This window comes from Halalkalibacter alkalisediminis (genome assembly GCF_028610705.1).
GTDB lineage: Bacteria > Bacillota > Bacilli > Bacillales > Bacillaceae_D > Halalkalibacter > Halalkalibacter alkalisediminis.
Map to the genome: position 1 here is coordinate 1 of NZ_JAQQWT010000044.1, position 20,548 is coordinate 20,548.

General features: G+C 33.1%; 22 protein-coding genes and 6 pseudogenes. 5 read left to right on the top strand and 23 right to left on the bottom strand.

Features of this window, described 5'->3' with window-relative positions; all coding sequences use genetic code 11:
* Positions 1–16 precede the first annotated feature (16 nt).
* The 10 genes from PQ474_RS23360 to PQ474_RS23405 form a co-directional block, all read right to left on the bottom strand.
* The gene (locus PQ474_RS23360; protein WP_273847985.1) at positions 17–517 is read right to left on the bottom strand and encodes a GNAT family N-acetyltransferase; all 501 of its coding nucleotides are present in this window, start codon (positions 515–517) and stop codon (positions 17–19) included.
* Between the two features lie 36 nt (positions 518–553).
* Positions 554–1,279: an HAD family hydrolase gene (locus tag PQ474_RS23365; protein WP_273847986.1), complete on the bottom strand. Its 726-nt coding sequence runs from the start codon at positions 1,277–1,279 to the stop codon at positions 554–556.
* An 11-nt stretch (positions 1,280–1,290) separates the two neighbouring features.
* Complete coding sequence (locus PQ474_RS23370; protein ID WP_273847987.1) at positions 1,291–2,196, bottom strand: DMT family transporter; 906 nt, start codon at positions 2,194–2,196, stop codon at positions 1,291–1,293.
* A complete protein-coding gene (locus PQ474_RS23375; protein ID WP_273847988.1) occupies positions 2,186–2,578 on the bottom strand; it encodes an NUDIX hydrolase in 393 nt (130 codons plus the stop codon). The genes PQ474_RS23370 and PQ474_RS23375 overlap by 11 nt, the downstream gene beginning before the upstream one ends.
* On the bottom strand, positions 2,575–3,285 hold the full coding sequence (locus PQ474_RS23380; RefSeq protein ID WP_273847989.1) for an adenine nucleotide alpha hydrolase family protein: 711 nt from the start codon (positions 3,283–3,285) through the stop codon (positions 2,575–2,577). Before PQ474_RS23380 ends, PQ474_RS23375 begins: the two co-directional genes overlap by 4 nt.
* A gap of 357 nt (positions 3,286–3,642) precedes the next feature.
* Positions 3,643–3,753 carry a JAB domain-containing protein gene (locus PQ474_RS23385; protein WP_273848007.1) on the bottom strand — a complete coding sequence of 37 codons (111 nt, stop codon included), beginning with the start codon at positions 3,751–3,753 and terminating at the stop codon, positions 3,643–3,645.
* Between the two features lie 29 nt (positions 3,754–3,782).
* Positions 3,783–4,721, bottom strand: a complete 939-nt coding sequence (mmuM, locus tag PQ474_RS23390; protein ID WP_273847990.1) for a homocysteine S-methyltransferase — start codon at positions 4,719–4,721, stop codon at positions 3,783–3,785.
* Positions 4,722–4,775: 54 nt separating this feature from the next.
* On the bottom strand, positions 4,776–5,513 hold the full coding sequence (locus PQ474_RS23395) for an amino acid ABC transporter ATP-binding protein (RefSeq protein ID WP_273847991.1): 738 nt from the start codon (positions 5,511–5,513) through the stop codon (positions 4,776–4,778).
* Positions 5,510–6,232, bottom strand: a complete 723-nt coding sequence (locus PQ474_RS23400) for an amino acid ABC transporter permease (protein ID WP_273847992.1) — start codon at positions 6,230–6,232, stop codon at positions 5,510–5,512. Before PQ474_RS23400 ends, PQ474_RS23395 begins: the two co-directional genes overlap by 4 nt.
* A 21-nt stretch (positions 6,233–6,253) precedes the next feature.
* Positions 6,254–7,060: a transporter substrate-binding domain-containing protein gene (locus PQ474_RS23405; protein WP_273847993.1), complete on the bottom strand. Its 807-nt coding sequence runs from the start codon at positions 7,058–7,060 to the stop codon at positions 6,254–6,256.
* 286 nt (positions 7,061–7,346) lie between these two features.
* On the opposite strand from PQ474_RS23405, the pseudogene PQ474_RS23410 reads away from it, so the two are divergent.
* Positions 7,347–8,243, top strand: a pseudogene (locus PQ474_RS23410) (IS110 family RNA-guided transposase); the annotation flags it as partial.
* 529 nt (positions 8,244–8,772) lie between these two features.
* On the opposite strand, the gene PQ474_RS23415 reads toward PQ474_RS23410, so the two are convergent.
* From PQ474_RS23415 to PQ474_RS23435, 6 genes and pseudogenes are all read right to left on the bottom strand, one after another.
* A complete protein-coding gene (locus PQ474_RS23415) occupies positions 8,773–9,432 on the bottom strand; it encodes an HAD family hydrolase (protein ID WP_273847994.1) in 660 nt (219 codons plus the stop codon).
* A gap of 54 nt (positions 9,433–9,486) precedes the next feature.
* Positions 9,487–10,086 (bottom strand): hypothetical protein, encoded by a 600-nt coding sequence (locus tag PQ474_RS23420; RefSeq protein ID WP_273847995.1) that lies wholly within the window; start codon positions 10,084–10,086, stop codon positions 9,487–9,489.
* Positions 10,055–10,624 carry a GNAT family N-acetyltransferase gene (locus PQ474_RS23425; RefSeq protein WP_273848009.1) on the bottom strand — a complete coding sequence of 190 codons (570 nt, stop codon included), beginning with the start codon at positions 10,622–10,624 and terminating at the stop codon, positions 10,055–10,057. The genes PQ474_RS23420 and PQ474_RS23425 overlap by 32 nt, the downstream gene beginning before the upstream one ends.
* Before the next feature lie 208 nt (positions 10,625–10,832).
* Positions 10,833–10,925 (bottom strand): annotated as a pseudogene (locus PQ474_RS26720) (DUF3953 domain-containing protein); the annotation flags it as partial.
* Positions 10,926–11,065: 140 nt separating this feature from the next.
* Positions 11,066–11,281, bottom strand: a complete 216-nt coding sequence (locus PQ474_RS23430; RefSeq protein WP_273847996.1) for a hypothetical protein — start codon at positions 11,279–11,281, stop codon at positions 11,066–11,068.
* A gap of 62 nt (positions 11,282–11,343) precedes the next feature.
* Positions 11,344–11,953 (bottom strand): annotated as a pseudogene (locus tag PQ474_RS23435) (IS21 family transposase); the annotation flags it as partial.
* Positions 11,954–12,300: 347 nt separating this feature from the next.
* Here PQ474_RS23435 and PQ474_RS23440 point away from each other — a divergent pair.
* Together PQ474_RS23440 and PQ474_RS23445 are read left to right on the top strand one after the other, a co-directional pair.
* Positions 12,301–12,492, top strand: a complete 192-nt coding sequence (locus PQ474_RS23440) for a hypothetical protein (protein ID WP_273847997.1) — start codon at positions 12,301–12,303, stop codon at positions 12,490–12,492.
* A gap of 278 nt (positions 12,493–12,770) precedes the next feature.
* Positions 12,771–13,457 carry a hypothetical protein gene (locus tag PQ474_RS23445; protein WP_273847998.1) on the top strand — a complete coding sequence of 229 codons (687 nt, stop codon included), beginning with the start codon at positions 12,771–12,773 and terminating at the stop codon, positions 13,455–13,457.
* A 1,024-nt stretch (positions 13,458–14,481) separates the two neighbouring features.
* Here the strand turns inward: PQ474_RS23445 and PQ474_RS23450 are convergent.
* The 6 genes and pseudogenes from PQ474_RS23450 to PQ474_RS23475 all read right to left on the bottom strand — a co-directional run bounded on the left by PQ474_RS23450 (position 14,482) and on the right by PQ474_RS23475 (position 18,058).
* Positions 14,482–14,664 carry a hypothetical protein gene (locus tag PQ474_RS23450; protein ID WP_273847999.1) on the bottom strand — a complete coding sequence of 61 codons (183 nt, stop codon included), beginning with the start codon at positions 14,662–14,664 and terminating at the stop codon, positions 14,482–14,484.
* Positions 14,665–14,685: 21 nt separating this feature from the next.
* Complete coding sequence (locus PQ474_RS23455; protein ID WP_273848000.1) at positions 14,686–15,081, bottom strand: ArsI/CadI family heavy metal resistance metalloenzyme; 396 nt, start codon at positions 15,079–15,081, stop codon at positions 14,686–14,688.
* Between the two features lie 66 nt (positions 15,082–15,147).
* Positions 15,148–15,470: pseudogene (locus PQ474_RS23460) on the bottom strand (ArsR/SmtB family transcription factor).
* A 463-nt stretch (positions 15,471–15,933) separates the two neighbouring features.
* A pseudogene (locus PQ474_RS23465) lies at positions 15,934–16,439 on the bottom strand (MepB family protein).
* A 262-nt stretch (positions 16,440–16,701) separates the two neighbouring features.
* Positions 16,702–16,998 (bottom strand): antibiotic biosynthesis monooxygenase family protein, encoded by a 297-nt coding sequence (locus tag PQ474_RS23470; RefSeq protein ID WP_273848001.1) that lies wholly within the window; start codon positions 16,996–16,998, stop codon positions 16,702–16,704.
* Positions 16,999–17,173: 175 nt separating this feature from the next.
* Positions 17,174–18,058 carry an alpha/beta fold hydrolase gene (locus PQ474_RS23475; protein ID WP_273848002.1) on the bottom strand — a complete coding sequence of 295 codons (885 nt, stop codon included), beginning with the start codon at positions 18,056–18,058 and terminating at the stop codon, positions 17,174–17,176.
* A gap of 283 nt (positions 18,059–18,341) precedes the next feature.
* On the opposite strand from PQ474_RS23475, the gene PQ474_RS23480 reads away from it, so the two are divergent.
* Both PQ474_RS23480 and PQ474_RS23485 read left to right on the top strand, forming a co-directional pair.
* Positions 18,342–19,136: a PhzF family phenazine biosynthesis protein gene (locus PQ474_RS23480; RefSeq protein WP_273848003.1), complete on the top strand. Its 795-nt coding sequence runs from the start codon at positions 18,342–18,344 to the stop codon at positions 19,134–19,136.
* Positions 19,137–19,224: 88 nt separating this feature from the next.
* Entirely contained in the window at positions 19,225–19,410 is a 186-nt protein-coding gene (locus PQ474_RS23485) for a hypothetical protein (RefSeq protein WP_273848005.1), read from the top strand.
* A 448-nt stretch (positions 19,411–19,858) separates the two neighbouring features.
* Here the strand turns inward: PQ474_RS23485 and PQ474_RS23490 are convergent.
* A pseudogene (locus PQ474_RS23490) lies at positions 19,859–20,026 on the bottom strand (IS4 family transposase); the annotation flags it as partial.
* Positions 20,027–20,548: the final 522 nt, after the last annotated feature.

Genomic DNA, 20,548 nt, shown 5'->3' on the forward strand with positions numbered 1-20,548 from the left:
GGGTTAGCTTCATAAGCTAGCATTTTAAAGGAAACTGACACTCTATGTTTCTAGCGAGTGGTTTTTGCACCAGAACCGTTTTTAGGATATGTCCATCGAAATCATCATCGAACTCTTTAACAACTTTAAAACTTTTTGCATCATAAAACGCCTTGCCTATCTTATTATCCTTTTCTACATTTATATAAATCTCTTTTATTCCGTCTAAATCCTTAATTCCTTGTCGTAATAACGCCGAACCAATCCCTTTTTCTTGGTATTCTGGATAAAGGTAAATGGCAGCTAATTTAACTTTTCCATTGTCTCTTACTGGTGAAAAATTAGCAAAACCAATAACTCTACCGTTGAATTCAGCTACAAAAATAAAAGAACGTTCTAATCGTTGCTTCATCTTTTCATCATTGTAAGCCAATTTCAAGAAATTTTCTTGAACCTCTAAAGGAATTATCCCTTCATACGTGGCGTTCCAAGATGTTTTCGCTACATCTTGTACTTGTTCAGTATCTTCATGACGCATCTTACGAATTGAATAGCTAAAATAAAAATATTATTCTTAGTTAATTACTACTTTAGACTGCCAATCATCGATTAAATTGTATATATTTTTATACGTTAATACAGGCTCATTATCTTTACGTTCTTTTGAGTATAAATTAATCCATATTGGGTTAATTCCAACGTCTTTGCTTCCTAATATATCATTATCCCACGAGTCTCCAATATACACTGTATTAACTGGTTTTATCTTGAAATAATCTAAGGCAGTTAAAAAGGCTTTGGAGTGCGGTTTTGAATAACCGATGTCGTCAGAGATAAAAATATGTTCATTAGGAATTAACCGATCTAAACCTAAGTTTCTTATCTTTACCTGCTGTTCATGGATTTTTCCGTTAGTAATAATCCCAACTTTATAGGAATCTTTAATTTCTCTTAAAAATTGGTTTATTTTTTCATCAGGCTCAATTAAATCGAAAACCTCGCTTATAAATTCTTGAAAATATAGATCCGCTTCCTCAGATGTAACATTTCTTTTGAAGAATTTTAAAGTATCAATAAGCCTTAACCGCCTTACATCATCTAATTCTACTTCACCTTTATGATGCAGATCCCAATAACGATTATCGTTTTTTTTATATTGAATAATAAACTCTTCGAAACTAAGTCCTTTTGTCAATTTCGAATTATTAAATGTATTAAAGGTGCCAACGTTCCACTTATCGTTAAAATCATAAAGTGTATTATCAAGATCAAATAGGATTAATTCAATATTCTCTAACACTTCTTCCCCTCCTATAATGCTTTTTTAAGTTTTGGTTTTTCAGGGATTTTCTCTTCTAGCTTCATCCAGATAACGGCACCGATCATAATAAATAACCCTATATATTTTATTAGTGTAGGATATGGCCCCCAAATTACCCAAGTCACGACCATGGCAACTGGTAATTCAACCGTTGTCAAAGCTGCCATGATAACAGGACGAGTGTTCTTAGCTGCGAAGGAAAGTAGTTCAAATGTAATAATCTGCCCCAATGCAGCTGTAACAGTACCAAATAAAAGAGCATTAAGGCTAAAAATATTAATAGATGAAATGTTGAATAAGATAATCACAATCGCAATAACCGTAGCTATCAGGAATATAAAAGGTTTAGTATTCTTGTGATTACTTACATATCTTAAACTAAATAAATATCCTGCAAATGACAGTCCAGCTAGGATTCCTGAAATAGCCCCTAATAATGTTATCTCTTGAAACGAAGCGCTCACAAGGAGCATTGAGCCTAACCACAAAATTGCCATTGATACTAGTTGGATTTTATTAATCTTGTGCCCATATATTAAGAAACCAATAAGAATAAAGAGCCAAGGATATTGAAAGAGTCCTATTGATGCTAAACTAGGATCCATTTCTTGAATGGCTATATAATAAAATAAACTTGTAGCAACTACAGTCAATCCTGCAACCCAGTTATAAATGTTGCCTAAAATCGAATTCTTTTCAAGATTACTATTATTACTAGTGCTAATTTTAGATCTAATCGTAAAGTAAACTAGAGGAATAACCATTTGAAACACTAATAAATCAAACGTGTGTAATCCTGCATTGTTAGCGAATTTTACTATTATTGAATTGACACCGAAAGTTAAACCTGCTATTAATGCTGCCCACGCACCATAAGTATACTTTTTATTGTACATAATATTTTTTTCTCAAAGTCGGGAGTGTAAAATCGGTAATACCAGAACCTATAAATTTCGATTTTTCCGAATCTAGCGGTAGCCATTTTATATCAGCAATCTCGTTATCCGGTATCGGATCTCCTTTGTATAAAGTTTCGTATACACTTAATTCTAGCTTTTCTTTCCCATCCATAACTATTGTTAGATATTTCCCTAGATGCTTATATGAAATTAATTCCACAGATATCTCTTCCTTTAATTCCCTTCTTAAAGCATCAATTTCTGATTCTCCTGCCTCTATCTTTCCACCTGGTAACATAAAAAAGTCTGGTGATTCTTTTTTGCTTACAGCTAACAACCTGCCATTATTGATAATTGCAGCACCTACTTTTTTTATCATACGAGCTGACCTTGCCCTTTTGAAACATATGTATAATTCGGAGCGTTTTCTTTAGTCTTTGTCACAAAATCAAGATGCTTATGGCAGATAGGCAATTTATCTTTAATATACTCTTCAACCATTTGATTTGTAGGTTCACTAAATGCGTCTCCAAAAATAGACACTCCTTCTAATGATTTAGTCGATAAACCCAATTTCATTAAAGCGTATTTCACATCTTTTTTGCTTCCATAATTATAGATAGGACAATTATAACTAATACCATATTCGCTTTCGAAATCGGCAAATAATTCAATTGCCACTTCTTTTTGTTCTGCTAAATCTTCTTGGTATCCAACACAACCATCAACCATGTTTGTGATATTGTTTTCTAAACAATAAACCGTTGCTGCTGCATGAATAGCCAATTTATCTCCAAGTAAGACTAGATTTACACCCCATCTCTTAAAATCTTCCTCAATATTTAATATAGCAATTTCTCTTAATAACCCATATGTTGGAAGTATTGTACGGCTATGAATTTGATTAGGAAATCTGTCTTTCAACTCTTTAACTCTAATCTCAGATAATTCACTTTTAATACCTATACCACTATTACATGTTAACAAATGTACTTCATTTCCTTTTAGTGCCTCTAAGCTTGCTACTAAAGTCGAATCTTTACCACCTGTAAATAAAACAGCTACTTTATTATTTTTCCCAATCAATTACAACATCTCCTTTTTTTGGAATATGTATAATATTCTCATATACGAATAATTTTTACAACATCTAATTTGAGTTTGTTTTTTACCAAAAAAGGACAATATCTTCCTTTTTCACAATCATTACGCTTAGTCTGCCCTGTCATTATATTTAATGTTTATCATTGCACCTGCTTAGCAATGCTTTTCCTTCCTGCGTAAAGTTGACTAAGCCAACAATAAAAACGATTTTTGTTATTCTGGCTGCACAATGTGAAACGTTGAATATAGTTCGACTTGTAGGGGTTCAATCCCCTTACAAGTCGACAGTTAGCACAAAAAAAGAAAAGAGAAGGATATTTTATCCTTCTCCATGTACGATCAAATATGACTGTGTTCTTTTATGCTGTAATACTTAGCATTGGCATTAACGATAAGGTGATCAAGAACCTCGATGCCAAGGACCTTCCCACATTCATGTAACTTTAGAATAAAGGTTGCTTAGAATATGGATCGAATCTTTACTCACCTCGCGCCCAAACCGTTATAGCTCTAATATCCTCAGGTTTCGTTCTACAGCAGCCACCTATTATTTTTGCACCTGCTTCATACCAACGTTGAGTACTTAAAGAAAATGGCTTTGTAGTAGACAGTTCACTCCACGACTTACTAGTTGCATCATATTCCTCACCTGAATTAGGATAAACGATAATCGGTTTAGAGGTTTGACCTTTTATTTCTTTAATTAGTGAAGAGATAAAATCTGGGGATGAGCAATTTATACCGATTGCAGCTACTTGTTCCTCCCTATCTAGCCATTTTGCACAATCTGCTATTTTTTCTCCATTACTAGTGTGGAATTCATCTTTTGCACTAAAACTGATCCAAGCGTAAACTCCTGGGAATTCCTTTAATACCCTTGTGATGGCTTTAGCTTCCAAAAGACATGGAATCGTTTCACAAGCTAGCAGATCTGCACCAGCTTCGACCAGTATTTTAATCCGATCTCTGTGAAAGGCCACTAATTCATCTTCGTTTACTAGATAGTCGCCTCGATATTCAGAGCCATCTGCAAGGAATGCACCGTACGGACCTACAGAAGCTGCAACTAAAGGTTTTGGCCGATTAGACCGATTGCCGACACTAGCCCAAAATTCATCACGTGCCTCGATGGTTATTTGAACAGACTTCTCAATTAAGTCGGTAGCCTCAGCCACAGTCAAACCTCTTTCCATATAACCTTCAACAGTCGCTTGATAACTAGCTGTAATGGCACAATCTGCACCTGCTTTGAAATAATCAAGATGAACCTTTTTTATCAGTTCTGGATTTTCCAATAAGATTTTTGCTGACCATAAACGGTCATTTAAATGACACCCATAACTCTCTAATTCTGTAGCCATTGCCCCATCAAGAATCATGATAGGAAAATTAGTTAGAATTTGTTCTATTGGATTCATTTTTTACCTCCCTTCATACAAGCAAGGTGAAGGTGATAACAGGACTTATCCTTATCACTTCTTCATTGCTTTACTTAAAAATTTCCTCGTTCGTTCAACACTTGGATTATTAAACATTTGCTTTGCCGTTCCTTCTTCAATAATCGATCCATTTTCCATAAGAACAATATGATCAGAAATCTCACGTGCAAAATGCAGCTCATGTGTGACAATCAACATCGTATTTCCTTCATTTGCAACATTTTTAATAACCGTTAAGACTTCATCAACTAACTCTGGATCAAGAGAGGAAGTTGGTTCATCAAATAATAAAACTTCAGGATTGAGTGCAAGGGCTCGAGCAATCCCTACTCTTTGTTGTTGTCCTCCAGAAAGCTGTGCTGGATAATAGTTCAATCTTTCTTCCAAGCCAACCTTTTCAAGAATCTCTGTACTCATTTTTTTAGCTTTAATAGGATCGATACGCTTCACACTCGTCAAACCAATCATTACATTTTGTAGCACTGTTAAATTTTTAAATAAATTATACTGCTGAAATACCATTCCTGTTGACGTTCTTAGCGAAAGAATATCTGCCTTACTTGCTGACTCAACATCTATTCGATTTCCGTTAATTTCAACTATTCCACTTGTCGGTTGTTCTAAGAAATTAATACAACGCAATAATGTTGATTTTCCAGAACCACTCGGTCCTAAAATCGAAACAACCTCTCCTTTCTTAACAGAGAGATTAATTCCTTTTAATACATGTTGTTGATCAAAATATTTATGGATATTTTCCACTTTAATCATGAGGAAACCCCTCTTTCATATTTCCGAGCACGCTTTTCAACTTTAACAAGAAGTCTCTCAACTATAATACAAAGGATCCAATAGATAATAGAAACCGCAATATAGACTTCAAAGAAAGCTAGTCCTCTGGAACCGAGAATTTTGGCTTGTCCCATAATATCAATAACTCCAATAATAAAGACAAGAGAGGTGTCCTTAATAGTACTGATAAACATATTTCCTAGGTTAGGTATGGCTACTACTAAAGCCTGTGGCAAGATAATTTTAAGCATCATCTGAGTTGGACTCATTCCTATCGCTTTAGCTGCTTCAAATTGCCCTCGGTCCACAGACTGAATGGCAGATCTTATCGTTTCAGACAAATAGGCCCCTAGATTAATAGAAAAGGATAATAACGCATAAAATTCCGGAGCAATTATGTTAACATTTAAGCCTTGAAGCCACCCATATTCACCTTGCAAAAAGTATATGATTTTCGGTATTCCATAAAATACAAGATAGATTTGTACCAGTAAAGGTGTTCCTCTGATAAAAGATACATAGCAAGAAGAAATCGTTTTTAATACTGGGACTTGATATATTTTTATAAGTGCTGTAGCCAGGCCTATCAATAAACCCAAAATCATTGAGCCTACAGCAATTCCTACAGTAATGGGTAGCTTTGAAATAATAACAGGAAAGCTTTCTATTAAAAAACCTATATCTAATAATTTCTCCATTTCGTATTCCCTTCTCCAACCTTATTCAGGAATATATTCTCCGCCAGTCCATTTTTTTGAAAGCTCGACTAATGTACCATCTTCTTTCAGTTGCTTTAGGATTGGATCAATTAGTCCCTTTAATTCCTCACCTTGCGTATCTTTCTTGAATACGATCCCCATATCATCATTAACTAATGCTTGTCCTACCACTTCTAAATCCAAACCTAGTTTCCCGATAACCTCATTAATCATAATCGGATCATTTACATAAGCATCGACACGACCATTTTGCACATCTTGCAAAATTTCAGCAGGATTTCCACTTTCGCTATACTTTAAAATAATGTCATTATCGACTTTTGTATTGTGTTCTTCGAGTAATAGAGTATAAGAATCACCAGCTAAAGCCCCAACATTTTTGCCTTCTAAATCTTCTATAGTTTGTATATCCGTTCGACCTGATTTCACTACAATTACTGTTTCTGCGGCAAAATAAGACTCGTCTGTAAATAAATACCTTTCTTCACGTTCTGTTGTTTTCGCTACTTGATCTGCAATAGCTTGAATTTTATTTGATTCTAGCGCGAGAAACATACTATCCCAAGGGGTTGCAACAAATTCGAATGTGTATCCATCTAACCTTTTATCAATTTCTTTCACCACTTCAATATCATATCCTGTAAGTTCATTGTTCTCATCAGCATAAGCAAATGGCGGATAATCATTTTGCGTCCCAACTAAAATAATCTTATCTGCTGTTACATCAACTGTTTCTTGAGAGGAACAACCACTCATCATTACAGTCAATCCTACTAGGGCCATAATTAATATAAGTATTCTTTTCATGTTTTAAACTCCTTCGTTTAATAGATTGTCATTGTTGGGGATTAAGAGGATGCAATAAGTACACTTTAACTTAATCGTCACTAAATTGATAAGAATAATAACTTATTATATCGAATAAAAATGTCAATGCAATATGTATTTATAATTTTAGGTTAATTCCAAATTATTTAACTTACGAATGTAAACCTTATCATATCTATCTTGTTTGCTCTGAAATCTATTAATATATATATTTCAAAAATAATGTAAACAATAAATCAATAATGTTGTCATCATATGCGTTACGGTGTTTTACAAAGAAGAGTTAGCCCCTATAAAAAACGGGAAGTCCAACTCTTAAACCTTCGTAATCTCACAAGACAACATGAAAATATTACAGGAACACTGATTCAAACTAAATGACAATTCCAAGCCATTCTTGCCCAAGTGTTTCCTGAATATAGAGGCGTTTTGGGTGATTTGTATTCGGTGGTATCACTCTTAACGTTAGTAGAGTTTCCATCTTCTGAGGACATTCTAAACGCAAGAGAAGAGACACTCACTGATAAGATAAATAAGCTTTGTAGAAGTCGTTCAATAAGATGGGCAAATGAAAACGCAAATGAACTTATAGCTGCGGCAAAACGTAATCCATTCGAAAAAACAGTTTATCAGAGCCATATTTTAAGCCTTGATATGTTTATCAACATTCTACTTCAATACAAAGAGCACCTATCAACGTTGGAGTCAGAGATAGATGCCTTTGCCAAAGAAGTTGAGGAATATACTATTATCAAATCTATCCCTGGTATCGGAGAAAAAATCGCTGCAACGATTATATCTGAAATTGGTGAAATAGATCGATTTGATCATCCTAAGAAACTTGTAGCTTTCGCTGGTGTTGACCCTAGTGTATTCGAATCTGGTAAGTTTACAGCTACCAAAAATCGGATTACGAAGCGCGGTTCAAGTAGGCTTCCCCATGCGTTATATATGGCAGTCCGCTGTGCTATTCGCGATTGTCGCAAAGAAGAAAACGAGTGATGAAATCATTCCTCGCAACAAAAAATTACGCGCGTTTTATGATAAAAAACGCGCGGAAGGAAAACCTTTTAAAGTAGCTGTCATCGCATGTGTCAATAAGCTCTTACACTGGATCTACGCCCTATTAAAAAGCAAGAGTACCTTCCAAGATATAACTTAAACACCATATCTAGATAAACAACACAAACCTTCCAAAAGTATTTAATTGGAAGGCTATTTGGTATGCGCATATTTAGTATAACATGTCTGATTTAAGGTTTTTATTGAAAAATGTTGACAAACTACTAGCTGGTTTCGTTGAAGAAGATTATCTGTTGTTAACCTACTCATAAATATCTTCATAAACTTTTACTATTCTCTTTGTTTCCAAATCTCCTAATTAAGAAAGCAATTATCGTAATGGTTCCACCTACAAACATTGATACCCAAAGAATATACCACCAAAGTGTATCCGTTATGCCATAATGTCGAAATGTACCGATAGTAATCAAACAACCTAAACAAATTACGAAACCGAGCCATTCTATGACTTTCATTTTACTTGCAATAAAAACCTTAAATACCTTTTAACACTCTAACCAATAATTCCTATAATAACTCATTAGCTTATTAAAGTATTCTGCTCCGTTACTTTAACAAGAGAGAAGCGATAACCTTTATTAGGCTATTGCACCCGTTTGTTCAACAAGCTACCTGCTTAATCTAGGTAATATTGTTTGTAGCTCTACTAAATGGTTAATTACCATATCAGCCTGAGAAAGTTCATCTTCTTGTGCAAAGTCAAAGTTACAGCCTATTGAAACCAAACCATTCTCTTTGGCTGCATTTATATCTGATAGTCGATCTCCAACTACCGCTCCATTAGTGATACCAAATTTTTTTATAATACTCTGAACTAAGTCCGATTTATTCAAAGATTCAATTTGTTGGATACTAAATGTTTCCGTAACCCAATTATCCAAATCATAATAACTGACAATCGCTTTTAAATATTCCGTTAAACCATTGCTTGCTATGTATATGGAACAATTATTCTCTTTCAAATAACTAAAGACTTCTTTTACGTTAGGATATAAAGCACCTTTCCCATTTCTTATATTTTCAATTAATCTTTCAAGGAAATAAGCATCGGTTTGTTCTCTTACCTCATTGGAATGGTTAGGCAGCAAAGTCTCCCATACTTTTGGTAAAGGTACACCCATAATTTCACGGTACTTATCAATAGGAGTAACAGAATCCCATTTATCTACTGACCGTAAATAGTTAAAAGTATCTTCAAGAGATATCTCTAAGATTTTATCTGTTTGAAAAAGTGTTCCATCCATATCAAAAATTAATGATTGAGACATTATTTTCTCTCCCTTTAAAAAATAACTGCTGAAGAAGAGCTATTTATTTCAGATTTAATCCACAATTGGAATGATTTCAAGAGAACCAAAAGGAACATCGTGAATGGCATAAAATAAACGAGAGTTTTCAGTTATAGGTACTTCTTTTTCATCGCCATCACCAAGTATTTTTATTTGGTTGATACTTGTATCAAAAGCCTTTCCTGCTAAAATTGAAATCTTTGTCCCTTGCTTTGTTTCAATTTCAAATCCCATTGTTGAATAAGGACCATCGCCTTCAAAACCGCTAAATGGCTGGTCTCTATACCAACTAAATCCCTTTTTACTTTCTGTTATACTCGCAACACCTAACGCTTTATTGAGTTCAAAAAATACTATCGTTTCATCACTATATTCTTCAACAGATAATAAAATTGCATTTGCACTCTCTTGTTCCAACCCATATTTAATTGCGTCTTCCTTCGTTTGATACCATTTAGAGTTATCTTGGGTGCATCCTACCAAAAATGTAATGAAAGAAAGTAATAGAAATATTTTTTTCAAAATAACACTTCCTAAAAAGAATTTACTTACTAAATTATCCTGTGCATCAATAGTCGAACAAGCGTCAGCTTTTGTTCTGCTAACGGCACCCGTTGAATAAATTAGCTTCATCTTTTAGAATTCCATAATATACAAGGTCTATATATTCGTTTTCCTTCATAACGTGACCTCTTAAAACACCTTCTTTTTTCATTCCTATTTTTTCTATAACTCTTCCTGAAGCTGGATTTGAGTGAAAATAACGAGCAAATACTTTATGGTATTGCTTTTCAATAAAAGCAAATTCGAGTATAGCTTTAGCCGCCTCCGTAGCATAGCCATTTCCCCAATAATCTTCTCCAACCCAATAAGCAAGTTCACCGTTATTAAATTTTTGATGGTTAGATAATGCTATTGCTCCGTATATCTTTCCCGTAACCTTATCGGTAATAGCAAATTCAAAATACTTATTATCATTAAAATTATCAAGATGATTATTTATCCAAGATAATGCATCCTCTAGCGAATACGGATACGGCAAATATAAAGTGTTTTTATATAGATTGTAATTGTTACAAAGCCTTGTAACCTCTGGTGCATCAGTTTCTTTAAATAAACGTAGAATTAATCTATTCGTTTCGATTGTTTTGTCCGTTCGACAATAAATCATAAATCCCCCCCTCAAAAATAAAGCATTCTTTTTAAATTCAGCATCTTCCTTTAAATTCCTCTTACTCAAGTATTCTGCCTCGTTACTTTAAGTAATCCTTCACAATCTCTAATTATTTTAACATAAATATCCAATTTGATTTGCCAAAAAAGAGCGCATATCCTTGTTAAAGAATAGCGCCCGATCGTGGAAGATCAATACTTAAACCTTATTCAAGAAAAGCTCCCCTTAATAAACCATTTATACTGACATACAAAACAAATCCAGAAGAAAGAAAAGAAAAAACCCCTGTTACTTTTCGTTTCTATTGAATTTCAGTAATTCCTACCCCCTAAAAAAAAAGAAACAACCACATCTTTGACTGTTCCTGTTGTTTAAGGAATGCTCCCGTTACTTTAATAAGAAAGGCGTTTACTTTCAGCAATTACATTAATTAAAGCATTATTGACCCGTTTCATTTTCTTCTTGAAGTGTTTTTATAAGTTCTTCAAAATTATCATTAAATCTGTTTAGCTCGTATTCATTTATTCCATTGTTTGGATTGTTCCTTGATGCATCTCTTACTGCACTCGAAATATTGAAAGCAGAAAATAATATGCAAATACTTAAAATAACTATTGCACCAGTCAAAGATAATCTTGTTTTTTTCTCGCTCATAATAATTAGTTATTAATTAGTGTAACACCAAAAATCAACCGGTTGTTTCTATTTTTTTCACTAACCTGCCAGTTACTCGTAAGGAATGATAATAATAAGCTTTGAGATTTAGAGATAGCTAGGTGAAAGGTTCGAAATCTTGAATGAGCAAGTAAGAGTAGGCAAACATTCACATACAAGATCTCGCCATCCTTGGTGATGTATCGAATATTTTCCTTCCAATCCAATTGCGCTTGTTCAGCTGGTGGCGTTTCAAAACGGATCACTTCACTGTTTGAACTCTTACGCTTTCCTGAATCAAAATAACTTTGGAATTCTACTTTACTTGATATGTCCCTTCTGAAACTAGATTGAGCACAATTTAACCCATGATTATCCTTTAAATATTGCCATAATACTCGTTTGTAATAAAAAACTTGCTTTGACTCTTCTGATAAAAGGAGCTTTATGACTTCATAAAAGTCATCAATTCTTTGATGAGCGTTCCCTAGTACTTTTCTGTTCATAACCCTTTAAGTATTTGTCTATTGTCCTCCGATCAACACCCATATCTCAAGCTAATTTACTCTTATTGATTTTCATCTTTAAACTCTCCATCAACGTTTTTAATTTAGGTAAATCTAAAAGACTTTTAATCTCTATATCTGTATTAATGTTTATCTGCATATGCATAACATTCACCTCAAGAATATTATGCAGTTACACTATCGAAACTGTACATACTTAAACGATCACTTATGTACATTCTTAATTTAGCATTTGTAAAAAACGATATTTGATGAACAAAGTGTTTCAAATTAATCAGCAGAAATTGTGTCATTCTACTGACGGTCACACTATTTTATATTATCTATAAGTTTCTCTTCATTTTACTTGCTTTGGCTTTTTGTCATCATTGGATTTGTCTTATCTTATGGCTTATTTTTTATTATTTTTTACTCAGTCCACTTGTTAAAATCAAGTATTGCAATTTTTGAAATAAGATATAAGTATTCTAAAGATATCAAGAGACCAAGGATTTGACTGATTACAATCAATTTATTGATTTACGTTTAGATGCTTTATTGTTGAGTATGTTAAAAAAAGGAATTGTAAATGAAGAGGAGTTTAAGTCATATTTAGACGAATGTATTGAGAAACAATATAGCTTCTTAAGTGAGGAGAAGAAGGAACAGCTTTTAAAAAAATCTAAAGAATTTCACAACTACTAAACTTTAATTTAAAAAGGAGAATCCTCACTTGACATGGTGAGAATATGGTTCTTTTTCTTTATAAAAGATTGTTTCTATTGAAGAATTTCTTAATAGAGAGGGAAAAAACCAAAACCTTTCCGTAAAAAAGAATAGACTCCTTATAATTGAGAAATCTACATTTACCATTCCTAGTTAAAATAAACTAATTTAGGAAAAGTTGTTCTTTATTTCCTTTTCTGTAAATTATATAATATATGAGTCTTCCAAAAAATAGATAGAGATGGGGAAAGAGAAAGATGAAGAAAATATTTTCATTAACACTAGTAATTGCTTTATTTGTTGGTTCTTTTGCAAGTGTATCAAAAGCTTCGGAGATTAATTATCAAGAAAGTTTAATTGAAGAAGGAGAATTCACTGAAGATTTTTATTCGGATGATAATTTGATTGAAGGGGTAGATTATGATATAGTTTCTGAATATATACCCTTAATTGATACGAATGAAGATAAAGTTATTGACATCACTCAAGATTCAAGTAGTGAAATTACTCCATTTCATGTAGTTATGCCAGGTCCGCTTTGGAAAACTACTGATGTGAAATATGTCAAAGAAGTCACTGGTACCGCTACTCTTTGGAAAACTAGCGGGGAACCTGGTATTAACATAGGTTTAAATTATACTAGAGGCACAAATGCTACAATTTCACAAACGTATGGCGCATCACATTCAGCGCTCTCAGCAAATCTTAGTTTTACAATTGGAAAGTCCTATTCGGTTTCTTCTACAGGAGACTATAAAGTACCGAGTACACATAATGGAAAAAAAGTAGCCAAAGCAGAAGTTTCTGGACACCCAATTTATAAGCAATACTCTTTGAAAATTCACAAAAGAAATGATATCTATTATAGATATGATTATAAGGGGTCTGCTTACGCTTATAAACCAATCGGTATACATATTAAGAAAAAAATATATTATAAATAGGTGATTTTTATGAAAAATACCAAAAATACATCAAGATCACTACTACTATATAACGGTATCTCGTTCATTATTGTAATAATTTTTCAATTATGTGCGCCATTATTGGGTAAAGCATTATTAGAAACAAAAGTAGAGTTTATAGATGAAGGGCCGTCATATTGGATTGCACAATTAATAGAGACCACTTCTATAAATAACATTTTCTTACTTATTGGAATTCTTAATGTTATTTTAATTGGAGTTGCTGTAAATACTCTTTTAAACCATAATAAATAAGTTTACATTTTATAAAGTCTATTCCTGAGGTTTCTCATCGTCATTTACCTGAAGGGATCTATGCCGACCTCCGTGAAGGAATGAACCTGTACGACCAGCTCATGAAGGACCTTCAGGCTGTTGCAGAAATACGAAAAGAAGTCCAACGGGGAGTTGGACTCAAAAAAGTTCGGCAAATAAAGGACGCTGCCAGGGATTCGATTGGGCTCATAGAAGGAAGAGATCTGGCCAGATTGATACCATTTATATTTTAATCGCGATCAGATAATAATCTACACACTATTTCTTGTGTTTCTCCCTTGCTATACTTTACGATAAATGTAAAGTGACAATAAAGTTATTTAATTTTAAAACCTCAAACAAGCATAACCCCGTTCTAAGTAAGGACGGGGTTAAAAATATAGTTGTTTAATTTTAGATGTAAGATACTTCGCTACACTAAAAAATATAACAATAAAGTCATTTAAAAATCTATCCAAAAAATACACCTCCATTAAACTGCTCCTTATGAAATAAACTACCTCTTTACTTTAAGTACAATCCTTCACAATCTCTAATTATTTTAACATAAATATCCAAATCAACTGCCGAGTGTTGTTCAATTAAATGGCCCTTTTCATGAAGAAAGACGCTTTCTTTATTTCAGAAAAGCGCCCGATCGTTAAAGATTTTTATATAAGAAGCCTAGAGCTAAAAATGCGAATTTTGTACACTAAGCTATTTTTATAGGTTTTCGGCTTTTTTTAGGTTAACTATTGCAACAAGATACACATTGTTGCTTTCGAAACCACTTTCTTGTAAATAATGACTTTAGTGATTTAATTGAAAAAGGTACTTGATATCGATATAAAGACTCGTATTTCCATGCTTCACGATTGATCATGTTTTGTTTGCGTTTATGTTCTTCGATGATAAATTGGTAATCATTCATAAGTGAACTCTCCCTTTCGTATTAACCGCAACAAGTGTTGATGGTGTCTACTTCCGTGTCTTCTTTGGTAAAAAAGAATTCCCATTCGTGACCATCTGGGTCAGTAATCCAAAATTTGTCTTGTCTTGCATAGCAACATGTTGTATCGTTCTCATCACGTGAGAAGAATCCTTCCTTATCTAATCTATCCTTGTGCTTTATTAATTCTTCTATACTGGCGACTTGGAAGCCGAAATGATTGATATGGTTCCCTTCCACACGTTGAACGGGGCGCAGCGTGAAATTTAACCCTGGGTCTTCCAACAAAAACTTCGCATAATTCGGTTTCATCTTTACAGGTTCGGTCCCAAATAACTTCGAATAAAAGGAAATAGACGCATCTAAGTTTGTTACATTTAAACCAACATGGATATTCATACTTGTTATTCCTCCTAATGGATTATTTACATCAATTTTTTTTGATGGATTGATCAAAAAAATTTGTTAACAACACGTAGGGCGAAACAGGCAACATAATTCAGGAGACAATAAGTGATTAACCTGGCTTTGATTCAGTTCATAGTAGTTCCATGTTCCTTTCTTTTCCTTCTTAATAAGATCGGAATCCATTAAGATTTTCAGGTGATAAGAAAGTTTCGATTGGTGCATCTCCATAATCTCACAAAGGTCGCATACACATACTTGACCTCGAGTGCATAATTCATTCATTTTAAACGCTTTGGGTCAGCCAACGCTTTAAACGCTTTTGCATAATTTTCAAATGTTTCTTCATTTGCAGGGATAGGTATAATTTGGTTCTGTTCCATTTTTATCTCATTCCTCTATACATCAAAAATATTTGATTTATTTATAATATATACTACGCTCGTTGATTTCGCAACTAAAATATCAAAAAAATTGATATAAAAAGAAGAATCCAGAGATTCCCTTACTCTTCCTATTTCCTCAACAATCTGGCCCTATTCATTAAGAAAGAGCGCAATTCTTATTCCAGAAATGCGCCCGATTGTGGAAGATCATTGCAAAGTCTTATTGAACAAAAGCACCCGTTAGCCAGCCATGAAGCGCAAAAATCAGCGCTTCACCACAGAGAATGAAAATATACTAAGTTGTCTATACTGGTTCTTAATCCAGTCAACCAATCCATAGTTCAATGTATACGGCTCTTTTTTTAAAACGAATTAGAAGGGTCTTCTTTGTTATTGTCCTTTTTATGTAATTAGAGAAGTTTATTTTCATGGTAGTTTAAGTGTAACTTTTCACAAACTATTAATAATATAGCTTTAATAATTCTTGTATTGGTGAATGGTGCGATTGACTTAAATCAACAAAGTATTCTAATTGCCATTTCTGTGTTTTAATAGCCTGTTTGCTCGTGGGTTTTTCCCATCCAGGGTATACTCTAATTGCCATTTTTCCTTTTGCAGTGGCTGTCTTAAGTATATTTTGTTTTAGAAGAACTTGTTTCGGAAAAACGAATTGTCCAAAATGATTTTCATTAGTAAAGGTATTGATAACCATTAAGTCAGTAGCCTCTTCATATGAAAAGGCTTGGTTTTTTTGATTCCTATCTTTTTCCCAAAAAGCAACAAACTGCCCTATCTTAGTAGGTGTTATCTTTGCGACTCTAAATCTAACCGATTTCGAATTCATTTGAAATATACCCGCCCCATAATCTGAATTTTGAGCTTCTTCTTGGATAGCTTCATAATGAAATGATTTGGTTCATAATAATTTTTATTTACATATGTTAATGCCTTATAAAATTCATTCACTACTTTTACCCCTCATTTTTATACTGCTAGAATAATTCTTCTCTCTACCAACATATCTAAAACCAAAAAAATTAATTGAGCTATCCTGCTCCGTTACTTTAAGTACAAAATTTCACAATCTCTTCAAAACTTTAACCTAGATATCTAGGTATTGTTCAACAATATGGCCCTTAAATGAAAAACGAGCACTACCCTTGTTCAAGAATAGCGCCCGTTTGTTGAAGATGCTCAACTTACGCCAACCGTTTGTAAAGTAAAACTTTTACGAAAGATCAACTTTTTGAAAGTGTTCAACTGTCGGGAATGGGTCATAAAAATGATGGAGTTGATTTTTCCATTCTTGATATTCGTGTGATTGTCTAAATCCAACTTTATGATCTTCTAAAGTTTCCCACCATACTAATAACAAATATTTCCCCTCAGCTTCCATACAACGTTGTAGTTCGTGGGATATATAGCCCTTCATTGATGAAATAATTTTAGATGCCTTACGAAAAGCTTCTTCATATTCCTGTTCCATACCTTTTTTAACTTGAAGCATGACAGCTTCTAGTATCATCAAAGCTCCCCCTCTGTGTCCAATTATAGAATGAATATTTACAATCTATATCTTCTTTTTATGATTAATAATCCCTTCAAAGAGACGCCCTTCTCTATTCAAGAAATGCGCCCTTTTCTGGAATAAGCTTATAATTTTGATAAGCTGGTGTACTCGAATTATATTTAACCTTACATTAGTAGTGGGTATTTAAAAATTCCTTAATTTCATTGTTAATTTCTATTAAATGTTCTTCAGAAGGAAAATGTCCCATTTCAAATGTTTTGACTGCTGTTAAATTTGATATGACTTCTCTTGCTACTTTGTTTAACCGATTCGCTGGAAAAAAGATATCGTTTTCTCCTGCGATAATCAAAGTTGGAGAATTATAATGCATTAATTCCTCCTTCTCCGTTAATTTAGGCATTTCTTGTTCAAGTTTAATAAATTTAAATATATCTCCAATAATGAGTTTATCAATTTCTTTCATACTATTACCCGACATAATGTTTGTAATTTTATTGAGATATTTTTCAGATGAAGATGACATAATATTGAACAGGATCAAAGGAAGTAAAATATTCTTAATCATTTTAAACTTAGATCCTAACTGTATCCCTGCTGGAGAGACTAAAATTGAACAATCCATCTTATCCGGCATAAATGCAGCTAATCTAAGAATGATTCCAGCACCATAAGATGGACCTATAAATGCACATCTTTCAATATTAAAATAATTCATTAGTTCTGTTATCCATTGAGCAAAACTATTACCCTTTGCTGAAATCCTATTTTGATCACTGTATCCAGGATGACCAATAGTATCCGGTGCGTAGATTCTATACTTATCTATAAGAGGTGAAAACCAGGATAGTGTCATTGGGTTAATACAATTGCCACCTTGAAGTATAAACAAAGGTTTACCTTCAATTGGACCTGCTAAAAGCATATGAGTTTTTCCAAAACTTGTATCAATATAACGTCTTTCGACATCGTATGCGAAAGTCTTTATATAATTTTCATAGTGTTGTACAATTTTCCTTTTTCCTTCTACACTTTTATAAATTGATGTTTTCCCCATAAAACACCTCGATTATCATATTCTAAATATAACCTTCTATTTTTGTTCTAGAATTTTCTACGTGAACCAACCTTTAAAGGTTTCACTTTATTAATTCGAGAAGGTGATACTTAACAAAATGGCCCAATACACGAAAAAGACGCGTTCCTAAATTAGCGCCCCCTTTTCTTTGTCTGCCTATTTTACATAATTCCCGATCTTAGAATAAAAGTATTTCCATTTCGTTTGAATTTTTTGGTAAATTTATAGAGTATTTAAAAATTTAAAGAGGAGAATTTAGATTATGACGACACCTATTTATGTAGTAGACGCTTTTACAAATCAGGCTTTTAAAGGGAATCCAGCAGCCGTCTGTGTTCTTTCTACTTCACAAGACGATATTTGGATGCAAAATATTGCTGCTGAAATGAATTTATCCGAGACTGCATTCCTTCATCCTTATAAAGATGGATACTCATTAAGGTGGTTTACACCAAATACAGAAGTAGATTTGTGCGGACATGCTACTCTGGCGAGTGCACATATTTTATGGGAACTGGGTCATATGAACTCAGAACAACCAATTAGATTTTATACTAAAAGTGGGGTACTTACAGCTAGTAAAAGTGGGGAATGGATTGAATTAGATTTCCCATCTGAACAACCTAAACAGGAAAATATTTATCCCAAGGAACTTATTGAAGGATTAGGAATTCAGCCATTATATGTTGGACGAAACCGATTTGATTATTTAATTGAAATAGACTCAGAACAAATGTTAAGAGAATTAAATCCTAACTTTTCACTATTAGAACAAATTGATACTAGAGGAATCATTGTAACAAGCAAATCACCATCAACTGAATACGATTTTTTTTCAAGATGTTTCTTTCCAGCTGTAGGAGTCAACGAGGATCCTGTTACAGGATCTGCGCATTGTTGTCTGGGTCCATATTGGCAAGAGAAATTAAACAAAAACGAATTTCTTGCGTATCAGGCTTCTAAAAGAGGAGGAATTCTAAAAATCAAATTACATAATGATAGAGTTTTCTTATTAGGGCAAGCCATCACAATACTGAGAAGTGAATTACTAAATTAATATTCCGACAGGCTGTATATCTTATTCATCTATTAAGGAAATAAATTACTATTAAAATTTCAAATAAATACTTCGAGGAGATCTATATATGACTACAAATAGTATTAGTACACCTATGTTTATGATAGGTTTCTTTCTTTTTATTGTTGGACTTTTGATTATTTTTAACGTTATAAGTAATACATTAAGCACCATTTTATTCATTTCTTTATTTGCAATTTCGATAATTATTAAGGTCAAACAATTATGGAACAAAAAGCAAGCGAATAACTAATTTAATATTTTTTCTTCTAAATTTCTATACTACTGGGGTATTGCGTTTGGAGATAAATAACCTTGTTAAGCAAAGAAATTAAATATGTAGGGACTACAAGTTTATTTTGTTAATCTTGCAAGGTGGTTTAGTAAACGGGCTGGGTCCCGTGCTGACATAAGAACATAAAATAAGGAGGTACTCTTGAACGTTTTAAAAAGATTCAAACTGGAAATGTTTGCATATGTGCAGAGTGTCTAGAAAAAGGTACCGTTGAAAGGGATTGATTCTTTCAACCTTTTTCCTTTGCTTCTTTTTTTCTCCTTTTTCAAGGTGTACCGCCACATAGCTATCAAGCTAAGAACGTAAATGAATAGATATAAAAGCTCCTTGTTTCAAAATTAGTCAAAGATGGAAAAGTAGGCATGGCAAAGAAACCTATTAAAATGCAATTTTTTTGCTATGCAGCTTATCTATCCTTCACTGTCGTTTCATACACAACCCCAAGAATATCAAAGACAGTCATCTTCTTATACCGATGACATTTACGACCATTCTTTTTGAGCAGCTGATAAAGGTGATGCAGAATTTTCAAAAGTTCATCTGTGCCAACTGCCATTGCTTGAAATAATAATGGCCCTATAAATAAAAAGAGCGCATATCCTTGTTAAAGAATAGCACCCGTTTTGTTTAAGTACAATATTTCACAAATCAGTAAAAAACACTTAGCCAGAAAATAGACTAACGAATTAACTCTTATTCATAAGAAAAATATAATATCTATTTGTGGAACTTTTTATAGTTTTTTCTTTTTATTCCACCAAATAAAAAAAAAACATAGAGCATACCAAGTAAAAAATAGTTTTGAACCATTAGAGGAAGAAGTGTATTCAGTATCCATAAATTAATGCCATTAGTAAGAACTGAAGGGAAGGGAGAAAATATGAGATATAGTAATGTATAGACAATCATTCCTCTTTTCCCATTCCCTATCTTTCTTTCAATTATCTCCCCTATAATAAGTGGTAAATAAAAAAATTTGTTTATTTGTGAACACTAGAGTTGCATTAATCTAATCCAATTCTTAAGAATACTCAAAATGTTCAATTATTTTATTTTTTGCATAAAAAAAGTCCTTTATAATGGATAAGTCAGGTGG

Excerpts from the sequence above, each read along its gene's own strand:
- mmuM (WP_273847990.1), bottom strand. The coding sequence starts at position 4,721 with ATGAATCCAATAGAACAAATTCTAACTAATTTTCCTATCATGATTCTT.
- PQ474_RS23415 (WP_273847994.1), bottom strand. The coding sequence starts at position 9,432 with ATGTCTCAATCATTAATTTTTGATATGGATGGAACACTTTTTCAAACA.
- PQ474_RS23445 (WP_273847998.1), top strand. The coding sequence starts at position 12,771 with ATGAAGAAAATATTTTCATTAACACTAGTAATTGCTTTATTTGTTGGT.
- PQ474_RS23430 (WP_273847996.1), bottom strand. The coding sequence starts at position 11,281 with ATGAGCGAGAAAAAAACAAGATTATCTTTGACTGGTGCAATAGTTATT.
- PQ474_RS23395 (WP_273847991.1), bottom strand. The coding sequence starts at position 5,513 with ATGATTAAAGTGGAAAATATCCATAAATATTTTGATCAACAACATGTA.
- PQ474_RS23360 (WP_273847985.1), bottom strand. The coding sequence starts at position 517 with ATGCGTCATGAAGATACTGAACAAGTACAAGATGTAGCGAAAACATCT.
- PQ474_RS23405 (WP_273847993.1), bottom strand. The coding sequence starts at position 7,060 with ATGAAAAGAATACTTATATTAATTATGGCCCTAGTAGGATTGACTGTA.
- PQ474_RS23480 (WP_273848003.1), top strand. The coding sequence starts at position 18,342 with ATGACGACACCTATTTATGTAGTAGACGCTTTTACAAATCAGGCTTTT.
- PQ474_RS23455 (WP_273848000.1), bottom strand. The coding sequence starts at position 15,081 with ATGAATATCCATGTTGGTTTAAATGTAACAAACTTAGATGCGTCTATT.
- PQ474_RS23450 (WP_273847999.1), bottom strand. The coding sequence starts at position 14,664 with ATGAATGATTACCAATTTATCATCGAAGAACATAAACGCAAACAAAAC.
- PQ474_RS23375 (WP_273847988.1), bottom strand. The coding sequence starts at position 2,578 with ATGATAAAAAAAGTAGGTGCTGCAATTATCAATAATGGCAGGTTGTTA.
- PQ474_RS23420 (WP_273847995.1), bottom strand. The coding sequence starts at position 10,086 with ATGAAGCTAATTTATTCAACGGGTGCCGTTAGCAGAACAAAAGCTGAC.
- PQ474_RS23370 (WP_273847987.1), bottom strand. The coding sequence starts at position 2,196 with ATGTACAATAAAAAGTATACTTATGGTGCGTGGGCAGCATTAATAGCA.
- PQ474_RS23470 (WP_273848001.1), bottom strand. The coding sequence starts at position 16,998 with ATGATACTAGAAGCTGTCATGCTTCAAGTTAAAAAAGGTATGGAACAG.
- PQ474_RS23475 (WP_273848002.1), bottom strand. The coding sequence starts at position 18,058 with ATGGGGAAAACATCAATTTATAAAAGTGTAGAAGGAAAAAGGAAAATT.
- PQ474_RS23400 (WP_273847992.1), bottom strand. The coding sequence starts at position 6,232 with ATGGAGAAATTATTAGATATAGGTTTTTTAATAGAAAGCTTTCCTGTT.
- PQ474_RS23485 (WP_273848005.1), top strand. The coding sequence starts at position 19,225 with ATGACTACAAATAGTATTAGTACACCTATGTTTATGATAGGTTTCTTT.
- PQ474_RS23425 (WP_273848009.1), bottom strand. The coding sequence starts at position 10,624 with ATGATTTATTGTCGAACGGACAAAACAATCGAAACGAATAGATTAATT.